Annotated in this window: 15 protein-coding genes; 9 read left to right on the top strand and 6 right to left on the bottom strand. The window is 29.7% G+C overall.

The annotated features are described in order from the left end of the window. The first annotated feature begins 119 nt into the window (after positions 1-119). From SJY27_RS12345 to SJY27_RS12325, 5 genes are all read left to right on the top strand, one after another. Positions 120-1682 carry a hypothetical protein gene (locus SJY27_RS12345; protein WP_397445153.1) on the top strand — a complete coding sequence of 521 codons (1563 nt, stop codon included), beginning with the start codon at positions 120-122 and terminating at the stop codon, positions 1680-1682. Between the two features lie 315 nt (positions 1683-1997). After that, positions 1998-4436 (top strand): bifunctional aspartate kinase/homoserine dehydrogenase I, encoded by a 2439-nt coding sequence (gene thrA, locus SJY27_RS12340; protein ID WP_397445152.1) that lies wholly within the window; start codon positions 1998-2000, stop codon positions 4434-4436. Between the two features lie 76 nt (positions 4437-4512). Continuing rightward, on the top strand, positions 4513-5436 hold the full coding sequence (locus SJY27_RS12335) for a homoserine kinase (RefSeq protein ID WP_397445151.1): 924 nt from the start codon (positions 4513-4515) through the stop codon (positions 5434-5436). 77 nt (positions 5437-5513) lie between these two features. Next, positions 5514-6797 carry a threonine synthase gene (gene thrC / locus SJY27_RS12330; protein WP_397445150.1) on the top strand — a complete coding sequence of 428 codons (1284 nt, stop codon included), beginning with the start codon at positions 5514-5516 and terminating at the stop codon, positions 6795-6797. A gap of 160 nt (positions 6798-6957) precedes the next feature. Then, positions 6958-7974, top strand: coding sequence for an energy transducer TonB (locus tag SJY27_RS12325; protein WP_397445149.1), 1017 nt, complete (start codon positions 6958-6960; stop codon positions 7972-7974). Between the two features lie 221 nt (positions 7975-8195). On the opposite strand, the gene SJY27_RS12320 is transcribed toward SJY27_RS12325, so the two are convergent. Both SJY27_RS12320 and dprA read right to left on the bottom strand, forming a co-directional pair. Next, positions 8196-9263, bottom strand: a complete 1068-nt coding sequence (locus SJY27_RS12320) for a hypothetical protein (RefSeq protein WP_397445148.1) — start codon at positions 9261-9263, stop codon at positions 8196-8198. Positions 9264-9297: 34 nt separating this feature from the next. Then, positions 9298-10401: a DNA-processing protein DprA gene (dprA, locus tag SJY27_RS12315; RefSeq protein ID WP_397445147.1), complete on the bottom strand. Its 1104-nt coding sequence runs from the start codon at positions 10399-10401 to the stop codon at positions 9298-9300. Positions 10402-10496: 95 nt separating this feature from the next. On the opposite strand from dprA, the gene SJY27_RS12310 reads away from it, so the two are divergent. The 3 genes from SJY27_RS12310 to SJY27_RS12300 are packed head-to-tail and all read left to right on the top strand — an operon-like array spanning position 10497 to position 12466. Next, positions 10497-11402 (top strand): SPOR domain-containing protein, encoded by a 906-nt coding sequence (locus tag SJY27_RS12310; protein WP_397445146.1) that lies wholly within the window; start codon positions 10497-10499, stop codon positions 11400-11402. Positions 11403-11445: 43 nt separating this feature from the next. Further along, on the top strand, positions 11446-11955 hold the full coding sequence (locus SJY27_RS12305) for an acyl-CoA thioesterase (protein ID WP_397445145.1): 510 nt from the start codon (positions 11446-11448) through the stop codon (positions 11953-11955). A gap of 10 nt (positions 11956-11965) precedes the next feature. After that, entirely contained in the window at positions 11966-12466 is a 501-nt protein-coding gene (locus tag SJY27_RS12300) for a mechanosensitive ion channel domain-containing protein (protein ID WP_397445144.1), read from the top strand. A 93-nt stretch (positions 12467-12559) separates the two neighbouring features. Here the strand turns inward: SJY27_RS12300 and SJY27_RS12295 are convergent, their stop codons facing one another. Genes SJY27_RS12295 through SJY27_RS12280 form a run of 4 tightly spaced genes read right to left on the bottom strand, consistent with a single transcriptional unit; the run spans position 12560 to position 16564 of the window. After that, a complete protein-coding gene (locus SJY27_RS12295) occupies positions 12560-13753 on the bottom strand; it encodes a murein hydrolase activator EnvC family protein (RefSeq protein WP_397445143.1) in 1194 nt (397 codons plus the stop codon). A gap of 44 nt (positions 13754-13797) precedes the next feature. Continuing rightward, positions 13798-14568, bottom strand: coding sequence for a DUF4292 domain-containing protein (locus SJY27_RS12290; RefSeq protein WP_397445142.1), 771 nt, complete (start codon positions 14566-14568; stop codon positions 13798-13800). 1 nt (position 14569) lies between these two features. Next, the gene (locus SJY27_RS12285) at positions 14570-15547 is read right to left on the bottom strand and encodes a tetratricopeptide repeat protein (protein ID WP_397445141.1); all 978 of its coding nucleotides are present in this window, start codon (positions 15545-15547) and stop codon (positions 14570-14572) included. Beyond that, positions 15548-16564 carry a sugar phosphate nucleotidyltransferase gene (locus SJY27_RS12280; RefSeq protein ID WP_397445140.1) on the bottom strand — a complete coding sequence of 339 codons (1017 nt, stop codon included), beginning with the start codon at positions 16562-16564 and terminating at the stop codon, positions 15548-15550. Positions 16565-16883: 319 nt separating this feature from the next. On the opposite strand from SJY27_RS12280, the gene SJY27_RS12275 reads away from it, so the two are divergent. Continuing rightward, positions 16884-18743 carry an ABC-F family ATP-binding cassette domain-containing protein gene (locus SJY27_RS12275; RefSeq protein ID WP_397445139.1) on the top strand — a complete coding sequence of 620 codons (1860 nt, stop codon included), beginning with the start codon at positions 16884-16886 and terminating at the stop codon, positions 18741-18743. Positions 18744-18885 lie beyond the last annotated feature (142 nt).

Raw genomic sequence — 18885 nt, 5'->3', positions numbered from 1 at the left:
TTATCTTTATATTTAATCAAATGTATGTAATTAAGGAACAAAAAAAAGGTTATTTTTACATCTTCGTACGATTTCTAATACACCACAAGAAATCTTAAGTATTTTATTATCAAAAACTTATGAGTAAAAATACTACATCAGTCAATAATCAAAACGACGCTCTTTTTGTGCTAATTAAGTCTTTAACAAAGTCTGAAAAGCGCCAATTTAACCTTTATGTAGGTAGACTAGGTGGTAATATTGATGCTAAATTTTTTTCTCTTTTCAAATTTTTAGAAAAGTTAAAAGCTTACGATGAAAAAACAATTATTAATAGTGGTATTGTATCTAAACAACAATTATCTAATTTAAAAGCGCATTTATACAAACAAATTTTGATTAGTTTACGCCTGAATCCTGCTCATAAAAATATTAGAATTCAAGTACGTGAACAATTAGATTTTGCCACAGTTTTATATCAAAAAGGTTTATACAAACAAAGCTTAAAATTATTAGACAAAGCTAAAAACTTAGCTTTAGAAAATGAAGAAAAAAACATTGCCTATGAAATTGTAGAACTAGAAAAAGTAATTGAAACACAATACATTACTAGAAGTTTAAGCAATAGAGCAGATCAACTTTCTATACAAGCCAAAACATTAAGTCAGCAAAATGTAATAGCCAGTAAGCTCTCTAATTTATCTTTACAACTCTACAGCCATTTACTACAAAATGGGTATGTAAAAAACAACGAAGAGTTAGAGTTTATTAATCTATATTTTCATAAAAGATTACCCAAATACAATTTTGAAAATTTAGGTTTTAGAGAAAAATTATGGCTCTACAAATCGCATTTATGGTACAGTTTTTTAACTCAAGATTTTTTACAGAGTTATAAATACGCCAGAAAATGGGTAGATTTATTTAAAGAAGATAAAAAACACGTGATTCAGCATCCTGTTTTTTACTTAAAGGGAATTAATTACTTGTTAGAAGCCTCTTTTTTTGTAAAAAAAACGTCTACTTTTAAAAAGGAATTAATTGCTTTTGAAAACGAAATAGAACAGAAAATAATTCCTTCTAATGCCAATACAGAACTCTTAATTTTCGAATATTTGTATGCAAATAAACTGCATTTACACTTTTTAGAAGCTACTTTTTCTGAAGGTGAATATTTGGTAGCAATCATCAATCAGAAAATAGAAGATTATAAAAACAGGTTAGATAACCACTACATTGTAATGCTCTATTACAAGATTGCCTGTTTGTATTTTGGAATGGGTGAAAATAAGTTATGTATTGCCTATTTACAAAAAATTATACGCTCTAAAAATCTTAGCTCTGCAGAAGACTTACAATGTTTTGCTAGAATTTTAAATTTGATTGCACATTATGAATGCGGATTAGATTACGATTTAGAAAGACAGTTTTTAGACACTTACAAATTTTTACTAAAAATGGAGAATTTACAAGAAGTCCAAAAAATATTCTTGACTTCCATTCGTGATTTAAGTGATGTTTTTCCGCATGAAATTAAAAATGAGTTCAAAAAAATTCATGCTAAGCTAAAACAGTTTGAAGATCATCCTTATGAAAAAAGAGCTTTTTTATACCTAGATATCTTATCTTGGTTAGAAAGTAAAATACAAAACAAGCCAATTGCTTTAATTATTAAAGAAAAATCAAGGAATATTATTAAATAATAAATTATTTTAATTATTTTAAATTATTTTTAAGAATTTCATATAAATTCAATATTTTCTCAAAATAATCAGCATCTAAACCCATCAAAATAAATAATACTTCTATTTTTGTGAGGTGAATTTATCTAAAATACATACAAATTCTACTAAAACTACCCTTGTAGTTTGTATTTCTATGAACACTATTATTCGTACAACAACTACAACTATTACCCTTTAGGGGTGCTACTATATTCATATCATCAAGGTCAACTATTGTTTCGTACAAACGAAGCATCATCATAAAAAAATTACAAACTATTTATCATTTTAAAGATGAAAGTATTAAAGTTCGGAGGCTCATCAGTAGCAAATTCAGAAAAAATAAAACAAGTTTTAAGCATTGTTGCTAACGCATCAGAAAAAAATAAAGTTGCAGTGGTGGTTTCTGCATTTGGCAAAACTACAGACCAATTATTAGCAGGTGCTAATGGAGCTTTAGAAGATATTACAGCTGCAAAAGAAATTTTAAACAGCATAAACGAATTACATTTTCAAGTTATTGAAGATTTAATTATCAAAAACAAAAAAGAAGTTAAACAAGAAATTACATTACTTTTTAATAGATTACAATCTATATACGAAGGTGTTTATTTATTACAAGAATTATCAGACAAAACTTTGGCCAAGGTGTCTAGTTTTGGTGAGCGCTTGTCTTCTTACATTATTGCAAATGCCGCAAAAGAAACGTTAGATGCCATTCATAAAGAAAGTAGAGATTTAATTGTTACGAATGACGAATATTTGAATGCACAGGTAAATTTTGATATTACTAACAAAAATATTTCTACTTTTTTTGATAACAATACGCATCAAATTACGCTTTTAGGCGGCTTTATTTCATCGAATGCAAATGGAGAAACCACCACTTTAGGAAGAGGAGGATCTGATTTTACAGCATCTATTTATGCAGCTGCTTTAAATGCAGATGAACTACAAATTTGGACCGACGTTTCTGGCATGTACACTGCAAACCCAAGAGTGGTAAAACAGGCTTTTCCTATCTCAGAAATTAGTTATGAAGAAGCTATGGAATTGTCTCATTTTGGCGCAAAAGTATTATACCCACCTACAATTCAGCCTTCTTTACGTAAAAATATTCCTATTAGAATTAAAAATACGTTTGATCCTGAAAATCTTGGTACATTAATTTCTAATAACCCAGAAAATGAACACGAAGTAAAAGGAATTTCTCATATTGAAGATATTAGTTTAATTACTTTAGAAGGTGGTGGAATGATTGGAATTCCTGGTTTTTCTAAACGATTATTCGAAACACTTTCTGTTGCAAAAATTAATGTAGTTTTTATTACACAAGCGTCTTCTGAGCATTCCATTTGTGTGGGCGTTTATGAAAATGATGCCCAAAAAGCAAAAACTCTTTTAGACGCTACTTTTAGTATAGAAATTGCGAGTAAAAAAATTAAACCAATTAGTGTAGAAAATGATTTGGCCATTATTGCTGTGGTAGGCGAAAGCATGAAAAACTACCAAGGTTTAAGCGGACAAATGTTTAGTGCGTTAGGTAAAAACAACGTAAATGTTAGAGCAATTGCACAAGGTTCATCAGAAAAAAATATCTCTGCTGTTATTAATAAAAGTGATGCCAAAAAAGCTTTAAACACTTTACACGAACAGTTTTTTGAAGAAAAAACAAAACAACTCAACTTATTTGTAACCGGTGTTGGTAATGTTGGCGAGCGTTTTTTAGCACAAATTGATCAACAAAAGAAATTCTTAAAAGAGAATTTAAAATTAAATATTAGAGTTATCGGAATTTCGAATTCTAGAAAAATGGTTTTTGACAATTCTGGTATCAACCTAAAAAAATGGAAAGAATTGTTAGCCAATGGAGCGCCTACAAGTTTAGATCATTTCCACAAAAAAGTAAAAGAATGCAACCAAAGAAACAGTGTTTTTATTGATAATACTGCAAATCAACAAGTTTCTGAAGTATACGAAAGGTATTTAAGAGATAGCATTTCTGTAGTTACGTGTAATAAAATTGCATGTGCTTCTAGTTTTGATAATTATAAAAAATTAAAAGAAGTTTCAAGAAAATACAATGCTTCTTTCTTGTTTGAAACCAATGTGGGTGCAGGTTTACCTATTATTGATACACTTAAAAACCTAGTAAATTCTGGCGATCAAATTCATAAAATTCAAGCTGTTTTATCGGGTAGTTTAAACTTTGTTTTCAATAATTTTGATGAAAACACAACCTTTCATGATGTTGTTGCCCAAGCGCAAGCAGAAGGTTTTACAGAACCAGATCCAAAAATTGATTTAAGTGGAGTTGATGTTGCTCGTAAAATTTTAATTCTAGCCAGAGAAAGTGGATATCAATTAGAATTAGACGACATTAAAAACAATGCTTTTTTACCAAAAGAATCGTTAGATACCAAAAATAATGATGATTTTTATGCATCATTAACCAAAAACGAAAATCATTTTCAAGATATTTATAAAAATGCCAACAGCAAAGAATGTCGTTTAAAGTATGTTGCTGAATTTGTAAATGGTGCAGCAAATGTTGGTTTGCAACACATTGCTGCCAATCATCCTTTTTATAATTTAGAAGGAAGTGATAATATTGTATTATTTTTTACAGAAAGATATCCAGAAAATCCACTCATCATAAAAGGTGCTGGTGCAGGTGCAGATGTTACTGCTTCTGGTATTTTTGCAGATGTAATACGAATTGCGAATCAATAGTTATTGGTTGTTAGTTTGTGGTTTTTAATAATGCTATTAACCGCAGACCAACAACTAAAACCAAAACCAAAAATAAATGGATTATTTAAAAATATTTTCACCAGCTACTGTAGCTAATGTTTCTTGCGGATTTGATTCACTGGGATTTGCTGTAGATAATATTGGTGATGAAATGACTTTTGTAAAAACACCTCATCAAAGGGTTGAAATTACAAACATTACAGGAGCAGATTTAACTTATGATGTTGATAAAAATGCAGCAAGTGCTGTAGTACAAAAAATGTTACAAGAAGCCAATGCAGATTTTGGTATTAACCTTACCATTCATAAAGGGTTTTCTCCAGGAAGTGGTTTAGGAAGTTCTGCTGCAAGTGCTGCTGGTGCTGCTTTTGGGGCAAATAAATTATTAGGTAACATTTATAACAATATCGAATTAACAAAATTTGCCATGTTTGGTGAAGAAGTGGCTTGTGGATCACCCATTGCAGATAATGTGGCTGCTGCCATTTATGGTGGTTTTGTATTGATTAAAAGTTACGAACCTTTAGATATTATAAAATTACCAGTTCCTAATGAATTAAGAGTGGTAGCTATACATCCACAAATTGAGGTAAAAACAAAGGATGCTAGAGACGTTTTACCAAAAAATATTCCGTTAAAAGACGCAGTTACCCAATGGGCAAATGTAGGCGGATTAATCAGTGGTTTACACACTAATGATTACAAGTTAATCAGTAATTCTTTAGTAGATATTATTGTGGAACCTCATCGTAAAAATTTAATTCCGTTTTTTGATGATGTAAAAGAAGCTGCTAAAAAAGCAGGTGCTTTAGGTGCTGGAATTTCAGGTTCTGGCCCAACAATTTTTGCACTTTGTAAAGGTGATGAAATTGCCAAAAACGTGTATAATGCTGTTGAAAAAAGCTATAGAAATAAAGGTATCGATTTTGAATTATTTATTTCAAAAATCAATCACGAAGGAATAAAAATTTTAGAATAGTTGTTGGTTAGTGGTTTTTAGTTGGTAGTTCAGCCCTAAACCAAAAACCAAAAACTAACAACCAAAAACCAAGAATAATGAACTACTACAGTTTACATCATAAATCACCTAAAACAACTTTTAAAAATGCAGTTGTTGAAGGACTTGCAAAAGATAGAGGAATTTATTTTCCAGAAAACATCACCCCTTTACCAAAAGATTTTATCAACAATATTTCTGAGTATTCTAATCATGAAATTGCGTTTGAAGCGATAAAACAATTTGTAGGCGATGAAATTCCGACTGAAAAACTAAAAGAAATTATCGCAGAAACGGTTTCTTTTGATTTTCCTGTGGTAAAAGTAGATGATAATATTGCTTCCTTAGAATTATTTCACGGACCAACCATGGCTTTTAAAGATGTTGGCGCTAAATTTATGGCAAAATGCTTGGAGTATTTTAACAAAGATAATGATGATGAAGTTACGGTTTTAGTAGCTACTTCTGGTGATACTGGAGGTGCTGTTGCCAACGGATTTTTAGGCGCAAAAGGTGTAAATGTGGTTATTTTATATCCTTCAGGAAAAGTAAGCGATATTCAAGAAAAACAACTAACTACCTTAGGACAAAATATTACAGCTTTAGAAGTAGATGGTGTTTTTGACGATTGCCAAGATATGGTAAAAACTGCTTTTTTAGATAAAGAAATTCAAAGAACATTAACTTCTGCAAACTCTATAAATGTTGCACGTTGGCTGCCACAAATGTTTTACTTTTTCTTTGCTTACAAAGCATTACACAAACAACATAAAAACCTCGTATTTTCTGTACCAAGTGGTAATTTTGGTAATATTTGTGCAGGAATAATGGCTCAAAAATTAGGCTTACCAATCAAACATTTTGTAGCTTCTACCAATATAAATGATACAGTGCCTAATTTTTTAGTAGATGGTATTTACCAACCAAAACCCTCAAAAGCAACCATTTCTAATGCTATGGATGTAGGGAATCCAAGTAACTTTATTAGAATTAGAGAATTGTTTAACAACGATTTAGACACTTTAAAAAGTGCCTTTTCATCCTATAGTTTTACTGATGATGAAACTCGTGAAACCATGAAAAGCATCTATAAAAATTCTGGCTATGTGGCAGATCCTCATGGAGCAGTAGGTTATTTAGGGTTAAAAAAACACGGATTAAAAGAAAATGAGTTTGGTGTGTTTTTAGAAACTGCACATCCTGTTAAATTTTTAGATGTTGTTGAAGAAACGTTACCTGTAAAAGTTGAAATTCCTGAGCAGATTCAAAAAGTCATCAATAATAAAAAGGTTGCCATTAAAGCGTCTTCTTATGAAGATTTGAAGGCATATTTGATGCAGTAAAAACATACTTAAAATTGATATTTTATAGTCCTTTCAGGTTTTAATAAACTTGAAAGGATTTTTTTTATTTAAAAACGATTTTTACCTAACTTCTAATCTAAATTAACAGAATTTTAACTTTGGCATCTTATTTGTTTTTATGTAAAAAAACACTTTAAAGATGAACTCAAAATTTAAGATTTCTATTCCTAAACCTTGTCACGAAAACTGGAAAAAAATGACACCTAAAGAAAAAGGTAGATTTTGTAGTTCTTGTTCTAAAACTGTGGTAGATTTTACCAAAAAGTCTACTGAAGAAATTGAAAACTTTTTAACCCTAAACAAAAACAATAAAGTTTGTGGTCATTTTTACAAACAACAACTAGATAGTATTGTAATTGAAATTCCTCAAATTACTTTTCAGCAACCATTATCGTTTCAAAAATTGTTTGTATTGGCTTTATTTTTTGTGATGGGCACCACGCTTTTTAGTTGTCAATATTCTGATGGAAAAAAACAAAAAATTAAAAATATCGTTATTCTAGATTCTTTAAAAACTGTGAACAAAGATGCTGGTTTCATTGATTCTGTTGAAGACGAGATTGATTCTTTAAAAACTCGTTCAAAAAAAGATACAATAGCAACAAATAATAATAATAATATTAAGCTTACAACTCTTACTACAACAGGAATTACAATTTGTGAAACAGATTTTACAAAAGATAGCACAAACAATTCAAAAAGCACAGAAGATATTCTTGAAGTGATTGAAACTACTGGAGAATTGGCTATAGAAGGTGATATTAATTTTACTGATGAAATAGAAGAAGATTTTGATGATATAATTATGGGATATATTGTTGAACAACCCCCTAAGTTTAAAGAGGCCAAAAACTTAACTCAGGAGAAAGCAAACAAAGATTTTAACGAGAGAATTCAACATTTTATTCAAGAAAATTTTGATACAAAACTAACCGAAAATTTAGACCTAGCAGAAGGAAAATACAGGGTTTTTACACAATTTATCATTGATAAATATGGTAATATGACTGATATAAAAGTAAAAGCGCCTCACCCTAAACTTAAAAATGAAGTTTTTAAAATGCTTCAAAAATTACCTCAACTCATCCCTGCAACACAGGCTGGTAAAGCTGTAAAAACAAAATATACACTACCAATATCTTTTGTCGTAGAATAATATTAAGTTGCTCTACTCATTTAAAAACACATGCTTGCAAAAGAAATACAAGCGCTAGCAAACTAGCCTAGCCCAGATTGAAGCATTTGTTTGAGCTCTTTTTTTTTGCAAAGCGAGGCTCAGTATTTGTTCTAAACAATGAAATTACTTTCTTTAAATAGCAAGATGCTAAAATAAATTCGCCTAAAAAAAAAGCGAGTGCGGAAAGCTGGAAACAGCTTCTAAAACAACTCTTTATTACTAATATCTAAATAATTACGTTTTACAAAAATTAAGATCGTTTCTAAGATTTCGCCCATATTTTGGCACTTTTTAAACTCAACATCACCCACGTAACCTATTAAATCTTTTTTTAAACGCTCTATATGACGTGGAAACGAAATTTCATCGTGTTTCATACAACGTACTATATGCTGAATTCTGTCTGGAGAACTAATCATTCTTTTGGCGATAAACGAACGTTCTTCGATTTTATATTGCTCTATAGAACTGTTTTGCAATCGCTTACTCACCATTTCTACCATTTTAAAATTTTCTTTTAAAAACTGTAAATTGTACACTTTTAAGTTTCCTTCAAAAGATTGCTGATCAAAATCTATGGCTCTAATTTTATATACAATTTGGTCAAAATCGTGTATTGGAGTGATTACATAATTGTAAGAGCGCATGTCTCCTAACAACCTAATAAAACAGCGTTCTTTAAATTTTACAAACTCTTTGGCTATTTGCGATTTTTGAGACTTTGTACACTTTGGTAAAACATCTCTAATAAAATCATCACCAGGAATACCTGATATATGCTCTTCTATAAGTGTGTCTTTATACACCAAGTAATTGATGGTGTAAGGTGATAAAATATGCTCTAATTCTAAACCATAAACACGAGAAGCGTCTGCTTGTTTGATATAAAAATAGGTAAAGTTGTCATTTAAAATGTTTCTAACTTTAATACGAAAAGGTTTAGAATTGCCAAAAGTACAGTAGTCTATAGCATCTACATTTAAAAACGGAATGGTACTTTCATTACCATCTGAATGCAGAATAGTATATATTTTTTTTAAACTACGGTCTATTTCTTGTCTGTCCCATTCAGAGTAATAAACTCTTACCCAAAGTGTATCTTCATCGTTTTTATCAAAAACAGATACAGAACCTTGAAACCGAAGCAAATCGTTATATAAAATACTAATTTTACTGCTTCTATTATGTTTTTTTAAAAATGCAGCCAACAGTTTGTTAACAGGAAATGTTGGTTTTTTTTTTGATATTAATTTTTGATTTTCGGTCATAACATTTGGGTCTATCTTACAAAAATAGCGATATTTATATAGTTTCAAACATCTTTCCAGGTAAAGGTTTTACAACACCTTTTAATTCCATTTGTAATAAAATTGATGACAATTGAAATAGTGGAATAGCGCAATCTAAAGCAATAACATCTAGCAATTGCTTGCCATTATTTTGCAGATAATCATAAACTTTCTGTTCATTTTGATTTAATTCAACAAACAACTGTTTTTGAATGGGTGGTTTAGTTTTCTCTTTAAGATCCCAATTTAATAATTTTACAACATCATTTGGTGTATTTAATAAGTGCGCTTTGTTGTTTTTAATTAAGTTATTGCACCCTTTACTGTAAATATCTGTAGTTCTGCCTGGTACTGCAAATACATCTCTATGATACGAATTTGCAATATCTGCAGTTACTAAAGAGCCTCCTTTTTCTGCAGATTCTACAACTATTGTAGCTTGAGAAATACCAGCAACAATACGATTACGCTTTAAAAAATTTTCTCTTAAAGGTTGCTCTTCGCTCCAAAACTCGGTTAAAAAACCACCATTTTCATTTAATGCATTAATATATTTTTTATGCACTTTTGGGTAAATCATTTCAAAACCATGTGCTAAAACAGCAATATTTTGCAAGTTGTATTTTAGTGCTGCTTTATGTGCGCAAATATCTACACCATAAGCAAAACCGCTTACAATTATGGGGTTGTATTCTGCTAAAGTTTCTATTAAATTATTGGTAAAATCTCTGCCATAAGAACTCATATTTCTTGTACCAACAATTGAAATAATTTTTTGCTGCTTCAAATTGATGTTTCCATCTTTAAATATTAAAATAGGGCTATCAATACAATTTTGAAGATTTTTAGGATAATCATCATCTAAAAAATAAGTGTAGTCTATTTTATTTTTGATGATATAATCGAGTTCTTTTTCGGCTGCTTTAAGATTTTTTTGATCAAATAAATGTTTTACAGCATGTGCACCAATACCGTTTATTTTTTCTAAAACAACAGCTTTTTCTTTAAAAACTTGTGCCACATCTCCCACATTTACAATGAGTTTCTTCGCCAAAATATCTCCAATGGCTTTGCTTTTTTGTAATCGCAAAATAGCGAGTAATTTTTCTTCTTTCAAAAGGTAACAATTTGAAAACCAATATATCAAAATTTTGTTAATAAAATTAAGCTTAAAAGCTTCTTTTTGTACCTAAATATTATAATTTTGTTGGTATGATTTTAGCCAACTACATTAACGATTTATTGTACAGATACGATTGTGTGATTGTACCTGATTTTGGTGGTTTTGTAACCAACAGAAAAGGTGCTAGTTTAAATGAGGATACTCATATTTTTTATCCTCCTACAAAACAAATTACATTCAATAGTCATTTAAAAGTTAGTGATGGTTTATTAGCCAATTACATTGCATCTACTGAGCAAATTTCTTTTGAAAAAGCTTCTACAGCCATTAGTTTATCTGTTATAAAGTGGCAAAATGAAATACAATCTAAACCTTTAGAAATAGGTAATATTGGGGTTTTAACCTTAAATGAAGCTGGGCAAATTATTTTTGAACCCACTACAGAGGTAAATTATTTATCAGAATCTTTTGGACTCTCTGCTGTTACATCTTCTATAATACAAAGACCTAAAGAAATTGTAAAACCTTTAATAGCTGCTGTTGAAAAAGAAGATAAGAAAAGAATACCTACTTTTATAAAATATGCTGCTACTGCTGCCATTTTATTAGCAACAGTTTATGCTGGCAACAACGTTTATCAACAAAACGAGCAAAAAGAAGCTTTAGCCAATCAAGAAAAGGCATTAGAGAAAAAAATACAAGCAGCTACGTTTGTTATCTCTAATCCTTTACCTACTATTGAGTTGAATGTTGCAAAAAAAGCAATAAAACCTTATCATGTAGTAGCTGGTGCTTTTCAATTTGTAGAAAATGCAGAGAAGAAAGTACAACAACTAAAAAAGAAAGGTTATAATGCTAGCATTTTAGGAGTTAATAAATGGGGATTAACAGAAGTGGCTTTTAATAGTTTTGCAGACAGAAATGACGCCATAAACAACCTCTATAGAATCCAAAAAACGGTTTCTAAAGACGCCTGGTTATTAACAAAAAAATAATCTTTTTTACTAGGCTATCCTTATCTTTGTACAAATTTACAAGATGGAAGCAAAAACACCTAAAGAATCTTTAACTGTACTTACAGATTTAGTTTTACCTGGAGACACCAACTATTTAGACAACCTTTTTGGAGGCGAGTTGCTAGCTAGAATGGATAGAGCTTGTAGTATTGCTGCAAGAAGACATTCTGCAAGAATTGTGGTAACTGCTTCTGTAAATCATGTGGCTTTTAACAAATCTGTACCTGTTGGTAGTGTGGTTACTTTAGAGGCCAAAGTTTCAAGAGCTTTTAAATCTTCTATGGAAATTTATGTTGATGTTTGGATTGAAGACAGACAATCTGGACAAAAAACAAAAGTAAACGAGGGAATTTACACCTTTGTGGCTGTGGATGAAACTGGAAAACCTGTTCAAATTCCGCAAATAATTCCTGAAACTGATTTAGAAAAAGAACGTTTTGAAGGTGCTTTAAGAAGAAAACAATTAAGTTTAATTTTGGCTGGAAAAATGCACCCTGAAAAAGCTACAGAACTGAAAGCACTCTTTAAATAAAGAAAATAGTATGTACGAATTTTTAAGTAGTTATAAAATTATAGGATCGATTATTGTTATTGTTTTAGGAACTTTAATTCGTTTTCTTACTTCTAAATCGTTGCGTAAAATTCGTGTGAATTTCGACTTTCAAAAATCTAGAATGGTTGTTATTTATAAAATTATAACCTTCTTAATTTACTGTACTGTACTTGTTTTAATCGCCTTTATTTGGGGAGTTGATGAAAAGCAACTTATTGTGTACATCTCCTCTTTTTTAACCATTTTAGGCATTGCTTTTTTTGCGCAATGGTCTTTATTATCTAACATTACAGCAGGTTTAATTTTATTTATCAATTATCCTGTAAAAATTGGTGACACCATAACAATCTTAGAAAAAGACAATAATACTACAGGCGAAATTATTGATATTGGTGCGTTTTTTATCACTTTAAAAACACCTGAAGATTTAATGATTACCATACCTAACGCTATTATACTTCAAAAAAATATCAGTTATAGAACAAAATAACATCGTCCATTCTAACATTAGGTTTTTTAAGCTTATACCGAAAGTATTTATGTCTGTTTTATGTTTTAAACATCATTACAAATTCATAAAAAACTATCTTCTTATTATCCATGAAGCTGGATTAAGGCGTTTATTATTTTTAAACAATACAAATACTAATTTTGTTTTTTTAGATACTTTATCTGTAAAAATCTTACCAATATTTTGTCCTGTTGTAATTTTATCACCTTTTTTTACATAAGAATTTTGCAAATTATTATAAGAACTAATATAATTTCCATGTCTTATTAATACATTTTTTGTACCTCCACTACCTATTAAAACATTCAACACTTCTCCATCAAAAATAGCTTTGGCTTCACTACCATTTGGCGCTACAAAATGTATACCAGTACTATTAATGGTTATTCCTGGAAAAATAGGGTGAGGTTGCACTCCAAATTTTCTAATAATTAACCCTTCATTTAATGGCCAAGGTAATTTACCTTTATTTTGCTCGAATTTTGCTGCTAATACTTTGGCTTCTGGACTTAAAATAAACGCATTATTATTTTTAGAAACTGGTTTTTTACTTTTGTTTTTAGCTCTAGCTAGTCTATTGGCTTTTGCAATTTCTTCCTTAATAATTTTATCGATTCTTGCTGCAATTTTTTTATCCTCTTGTACTTTCTTTTTTATTTCTCGTTTATATTTGCCTTCTTTCTTTTTAATAGTTGCAATTAAAGATTCTTGCTTTTGTTTGTCAGATTCTATTTTCTTTTTTTGATTTTTCTCTACCAAAATCAAGGTATCTTTTACTTTTTTTTGATATAGTAAAGAATCGTTTAATTTTTCAACAATATTTTTTTGAATAACAATTTCTTCTCCTTGTTTTTTTCTGAACTTGGTATATTGTTTCATATACTCTAAACGCTTATATGCTTGATAAAAATTTTGTGAAGACAATAAAAACATTGCCCTACTTTGCTGCGACTTACTTTTGTATGATTTGTAAATCATTTGGGCATAATCTGCTTTTAAAATTTCTAAATTTTTATTGAGTGTATTCCGTTTTTTCTCGTTTTTTGAAATTGCGTTCGATAGCAATTTTGCCTCTAAATCTATGGTATTGATGAGTTTATTTCTAACCGCAATTTTTTGGTTGAGATCTTTTAAATCTTCCAACGCATTTTTTTCTTTCTTTACAGCTGTTGATAATAATCTATTTAATTGAGCAATTTCAGATTTGTATTTTTTACGCTGATTTTCTAACTGCTTTTTAGATTGGCCAAGCACAGATAAATTCATCAACAGAAAAAATCCAAAAAAAAGATATAGCTTAAACAATTGCATTAAAAACTAAGTTTTTTTAATGAATTAGGTATATTAAAAGACATAAAAACGTCTGTATCAAAAATCACTGATTTATAAACTAAATCTATAATAGTTGTAGATTTTGGGTTCTTTGCCACAATGTTTACAGCAGATGGAAATACCGAATTTTGAACTAAATTATACGAAGGATAATTTACATCTAAGCGTAAATTTTTTTCGGTATTCACAATATTTTGTTCATCTAACTTAAAATGAGCAGGATTAATGGTAAAGAAAATATCAAACAAAGCAGCTTGTTTTTCTGGTGATAAAATATATCGATTATTCGCTATTTCTACTTTTTGATCAATTTCTTTTACATTTAATAAAGATTGCCCTAGAAACAAGTTTTGCAACTGTTCAAAGTTAATTTCTACACCTAATAGTTTTTCAATCATAGAAAAATCACCTTCAAAAGAATTTTTAAAAACACTTGAATAATAGCGTACAGAAGTTGGTGTAATTTCAGCTTTAAAAACCGTCAAGAATTTTGATCCTTTTAACCAAATTACCTCGTCTTTTTTTATTTTTAAATTCACGGTTAAACCTTGTTTGGTTTTTCCATTATCAAAATTTACTTTGAGTTTAGCATCCACTGTTTTTTTATCAAAATTAGCAGCAATGTGTTTTTTAGCCACTTTTCTTGCAGAAATATTTTTTGCTATTGCATTGGCATCCATCATATTTTTGGTTGTTTTACAAGAAGTGAAAATCACTATAAAAAAGAGAATGTATTTTAAAGATTTCATTTTAGCTTTTTAATTTTTTAGCTTTTTGCTGATATTTATATTCCTCTTTTTCATTGCCTAAACCTTTATAGGCTTTTGCCATTTCTTCATAAAAATCCACTTCCATTTTGTCATCTATTACAAAATCAATACCATTCTGTAACGTTGTTAATGCATTTTTATGATTTTTTTGGATATTTAATGCCCTTGCTTTTATTAAATACACAAAAGGTTGTGCAGGAAAAAGGTTTATACCTTGTTCACTAAACTTTATTAATTGAGTTGGATTATTTTTTGATTGATTTAAAATTTCTTGTAAAATTTTATACGATTTATCTGTTTTAAATTGATGGATTAATGATGCAATATCATTTGGTGTATTATTACCCGATCTTATTTTTTTTCTACTATTTAAATTGTTGCGCAATTTTTTTAAGTTAGCAGATAGGGCATTTTCCTCTTCTAAAACATTCATCAAAGAAATTGCTTCATCATATTGCCTATTATACAAATACAATCGCACCAAATAAGCTCTTTCTTTTGGGTTGAGAGCCACAACTTTTTGTTGCACTTCTATCGCCTTTTTATAGTTTCTTTCTTCTTGATGAATTTTTACCAAGTGTTTTAACATCCAAACATTACTAGCCTCTTTTATTAACGCTCTTTGTAGGTATTCTTTTGCTAGTAACGTATTATTTAGTGCTAAGTAGTTTTTAGAAAATTCAAAAAAAACAGCAACATCATTCGCAATTATTTGATTACAATTTTCTAAATTTTCTAGTGCTTTTTGATGATTCCCAATTGATTTTTGAGATAAGGCTTTAAAAAAGAATTGTTGAAATTTTAGTTCTGCTGCTTCTGTTAAGTCTTCTTTTTCAGGAATACTATCTTGTGAAAAAGAATAGTGAGAAAAAAGAACATAGCACAGCATAAAAAGAACAATTGTAATGTGTTTTGTTCTTTTTATGCTTAACTCAATATTTTTTTTTCTCACTTTCATTTAGGTCAACTCAGTATAATCTCCAATACTTACAGAGGTAAACTTTCCATTGTATTTTGCATGATTTCCAATCATTGCATTGTCTAAATTTGCATTAGAAATTTCTACATTGCTTTGTATTAAAGAGTTTACAATAGTTGCGTTATTTATTAAGCTACCAGCACCAATAGAAACATATGGGCCAACTTTTGCATCTCTTAAAACCACATTTTTACCTATATAACAAGGCTGAATAATTTCTGAATTTTGCAAAACTACATCATCAGACACCAAATTATTACCTGCTTCATGTTCAAAAGATAAGGTTTGTTTGTTGGTATCTACTGTGGGATCTTTTTTACCACAATCCATCCAAGCATTCACAGTTCCAGGCACAAATTTAGCACCTTGTTGTTTTAATGATTCTAAAACATTTGTTAATTGATATTCGCCATTTTCTTTTAAATCATTATCTATTAAGTGTTGAATTTCATCTAATAATTTTTCGCCACTTTTAAAATAATAAATTCCGATTATTGCTAAATCAGATACAAAATTTTTCGGTTTTTCTATAAAATCGGTAATTACACCCTCTTCTAATTTTATTACTCCAAACGCACTAGGATTTTCTACTTGGCTTACCCAAATTGCACCATCAGCGTTTACATCTAATTTAAAATCGGCTTTAAACAAAGTATCTGCATAAGCAACAACACATGGGCCACTTAAAGATTCTTTAGCACAATAAATTGCATGTGCTGTACCTAAAGCAACATCTTGTACGTAAACAGTACCTTTTGCGCCTAATTCTTCTGCAATTTTTAATAATTTTTCTTCTGTATCTGTTGGAAAACCCTTTGCAGTTGTACCAATAACAAAGGCTATTTCGTCTATTTTTTCATCTATTACAGAAGCTATATCTTCTACCAAACGTTGTACAATAGGTTTACCTGCAATTACTGTTAAGGGTTTAGGCACTGTTAATGTATGTGGTCTTAATCGAGAACCAATACCAGCCATAGGGACTATAATTTTCATTTATGTTTTTTTGAAGATTTATGGGCAAGATAACATTAATTCATAGATTCCAAAACTGTTTTTTATTGAAAAAAGCAGAAAAAACCTTAAAAAAACGCGTTTCTCTCCCCATAAATGGGGAGGCTACTCCCCATTTATGGGGAGAGAAAAATTTCACTATAAATGGGGATTGACAAGCGTTTTTTTTTGACATATCTTTACACCATAGAATTTAAATAAAATATGTTGTCCCCCAATATGTTGTTTATTTATAAATGATGCAAAAACCCAAGTTAACTCTTGGGTTTTTTGTTTCTTTGCTAAAATTAAATATCATTTTGTGAATTACCTTTCTGTAGAAAATATATCAAAATCTTATGGAGAACGTGTTTTGTTCGAAAACATTTCTTTTGGCATCAATAAAGATCAAAAAATAGCCTTTGTTGCAAAAAATGGTACAGGGAAAACCTCTATCTTGAACATTATTGCTGGCTTAGACAGCACTGACACTGGCCAAATAGTTAGTAGAAAAGACATTAGTATTGCGTATTTAGCCCAAAAAGACGATTTAGACCCTAACTTAACCATTGAAGAAACCATTTTTGCCACAGACAACAAAATACTTTCTATTGTAAATCAATATGAAAAAGCTTTACAAAATCCTGAAGAAGCAGAAGCTTATCAAGCTGCTTTTGATTTAATGGATCAGTACAATGCTTGGGATTTTGAAACACAATACAGACAAATTTTATCAAAATTAAAGTTAGACGATTTAACACAACAAATTGCATCGCTTTCTGGAGGTCAAAAAAAACGACTTTCTCTTGCTATTGTTTTAATTAGCAAACCCGATTTATTAATTCTTGATGAACCTACCAATCATTTAGATTTAGAAATGATTGAATGGCTGGAGTCTTTTTTTTCGAAAGAAAAAATTACCCTTTTTATGGTAACGCATGATCGTTATTTTTTAGAGCGAGTTTGTGATGAAATTTTAGAATTAGATCAAGGTAAAATCTATAAATACAAAGGTAATTATTCGTATTATTTGCAAAATAAAGAAGAACGTTTGGCTCTTGAAGCTACTAATTTAAGCAAAGCAAAAAGTTTGTTTAAAAAAGAGCTAGAATGGATGCGAAAACAACCAAAAGCTAGAACTACAAAATCGAAATCTAGAACAGACGATTTTTACGCAATTAAAGAAAAAGCGCATCAACGTAGAAAAGACCATACAGTTCAGCTAGAAATTAATATGGAGCGTTTAGGAAGCAAAGTATTAGAGCTACATAAACTATATAAATCTTATGATGATAAAAAAATACTAGATGGTTTTGATTATGTGTTTAAACGTGGAGAACGCATAGGGATTATTGGTAAAAACGGAACAGGAAAATCGTCTTTTTTAAACATTATAACACAACAAAACCCTGTTGATGCTGGTAAAGTAATAATTGGTGAAACTATTAAGTTTGGTTATTATACGCAAGCAGGAATTAACATTAAAGAGGGGCAAAAAGTAATTGAAGTTATTAAAGAATTCGGAGAATACATTCCACTTACAAAAGGTCGTAAAATATCAGCTTCTCAACTGTTAGAGCGTTTTTTATTTGATAAAAAAAAGCAATATGATTTTGTAGAAAAACTCTCTGGAGGCGAACAAAAACGTTTGTATTTGTGTGCGGTTTTAATACAAAACCCCAATTTTTTAATTTTAGATGAACCTACAAACGACCTTGATGTTGTTACCTTAAATGTACTCGAAAACTTTTTGTTAGATTATCCTGGTAACTTATTGGTAGTATCTCACGATCGATATTTTATGGATAAGATTGTAGATGCTTTATTTGTGTTTAGAGGTGATGGTATTGTAGAAAATTTTCCTGGAAACTATTCAGATTTTAGAGCTTATGACAGCTCAATACCCAAAGAAATTCCACAAGAAAAAGTTATTGAAAAAAAGGAAGCACCTACAAAAACTAAAAGTACACTTAGTTTTACTGAAAAAAGAGAATATGGTGCTTTAGAAGTAGAAATTGAACGACTTCAAAATCAAAAAGAACGTATAGAAAAACAATTTTTGAATGTAGAAATTGCTCCTGATGATATTGCAAAAAAATCTGAGGAGCTTGAAAAAATCATAAAAGAAATCGACACAAAAGAAGAACGTTGGTTTGAACTTTCTATGAAATTAGAAGGATAGTTTTTTGAGATTTCTCTACAAGGTCGAAATGACAAAGTCCTTGTCATTCCCATGAAAATGGGAATCCATTTATGTTATTTAAAATATATAAAAGTTGAGATTTTTTGAGATTTATACAAAAGTTCGAGATGACAATTTTAAC

Source organism: Polaribacter sp. R77954 (genome assembly GCF_044595335.1).
In the GTDB taxonomy this organism is placed as follows: Bacteria; Bacteroidota; Bacteroidia; order Flavobacteriales; family Flavobacteriaceae; genus Polaribacter.
This window is presented reverse-complemented; position numbering and strand designations above follow the sequence as displayed.

Bases quoted from the DNA above. Each gene is read 5' to 3' on its own strand.
- SJY27_RS12345 (WP_397445153.1), top strand. From the start codon at position 120: ATGAGTAAAAATACTACATCAGTCAATAATCAAAACGACGCTCTTTTT.
- thrA (WP_397445152.1), top strand. From the start codon at position 1,998: ATGAAAGTATTAAAGTTCGGAGGCTCATCAGTAGCAAATTCAGAAAAA.
- SJY27_RS12335 (WP_397445151.1), top strand. From the start codon at position 4,513: ATGGATTATTTAAAAATATTTTCACCAGCTACTGTAGCTAATGTTTCT.
- thrC (WP_397445150.1), top strand. From the start codon at position 5,514: ATGAACTACTACAGTTTACATCATAAATCACCTAAAACAACTTTTAAA.
- SJY27_RS12325 (WP_397445149.1), top strand. From the start codon at position 6,958: ATGAACTCAAAATTTAAGATTTCTATTCCTAAACCTTGTCACGAAAAC.
- SJY27_RS12320 (WP_397445148.1), bottom strand. From the start codon at position 9,263: ATGACCGAAAATCAAAAATTAATATCAAAAAAAAAACCAACATTTCCT.
- SJY27_RS12310 (WP_397445146.1), top strand. From the start codon at position 10,497: ATGATTTTAGCCAACTACATTAACGATTTATTGTACAGATACGATTGT.
- SJY27_RS12305 (WP_397445145.1), top strand. From the start codon at position 11,446: ATGGAAGCAAAAACACCTAAAGAATCTTTAACTGTACTTACAGATTTA.
- SJY27_RS12300 (WP_397445144.1), top strand. From the start codon at position 11,966: ATGTACGAATTTTTAAGTAGTTATAAAATTATAGGATCGATTATTGTT.
- SJY27_RS12295 (WP_397445143.1), bottom strand. From the start codon at position 13,753: ATGAATTTATCTGTGCTTGGCCAATCTAAAAAGCAGTTAGAAAATCAG.
- SJY27_RS12290 (WP_397445142.1), bottom strand. From the start codon at position 14,568: ATGAAATCTTTAAAATACATTCTCTTTTTTATAGTGATTTTCACTTCT.
- SJY27_RS12285 (WP_397445141.1), bottom strand. From the start codon at position 15,547: ATGAAAGTGAGAAAAAAAAATATTGAGTTAAGCATAAAAAGAACAAAA.
- SJY27_RS12280 (WP_397445140.1), bottom strand. From the start codon at position 16,564: ATGAAAATTATAGTCCCTATGGCTGGTATTGGTTCTCGATTAAGACCA.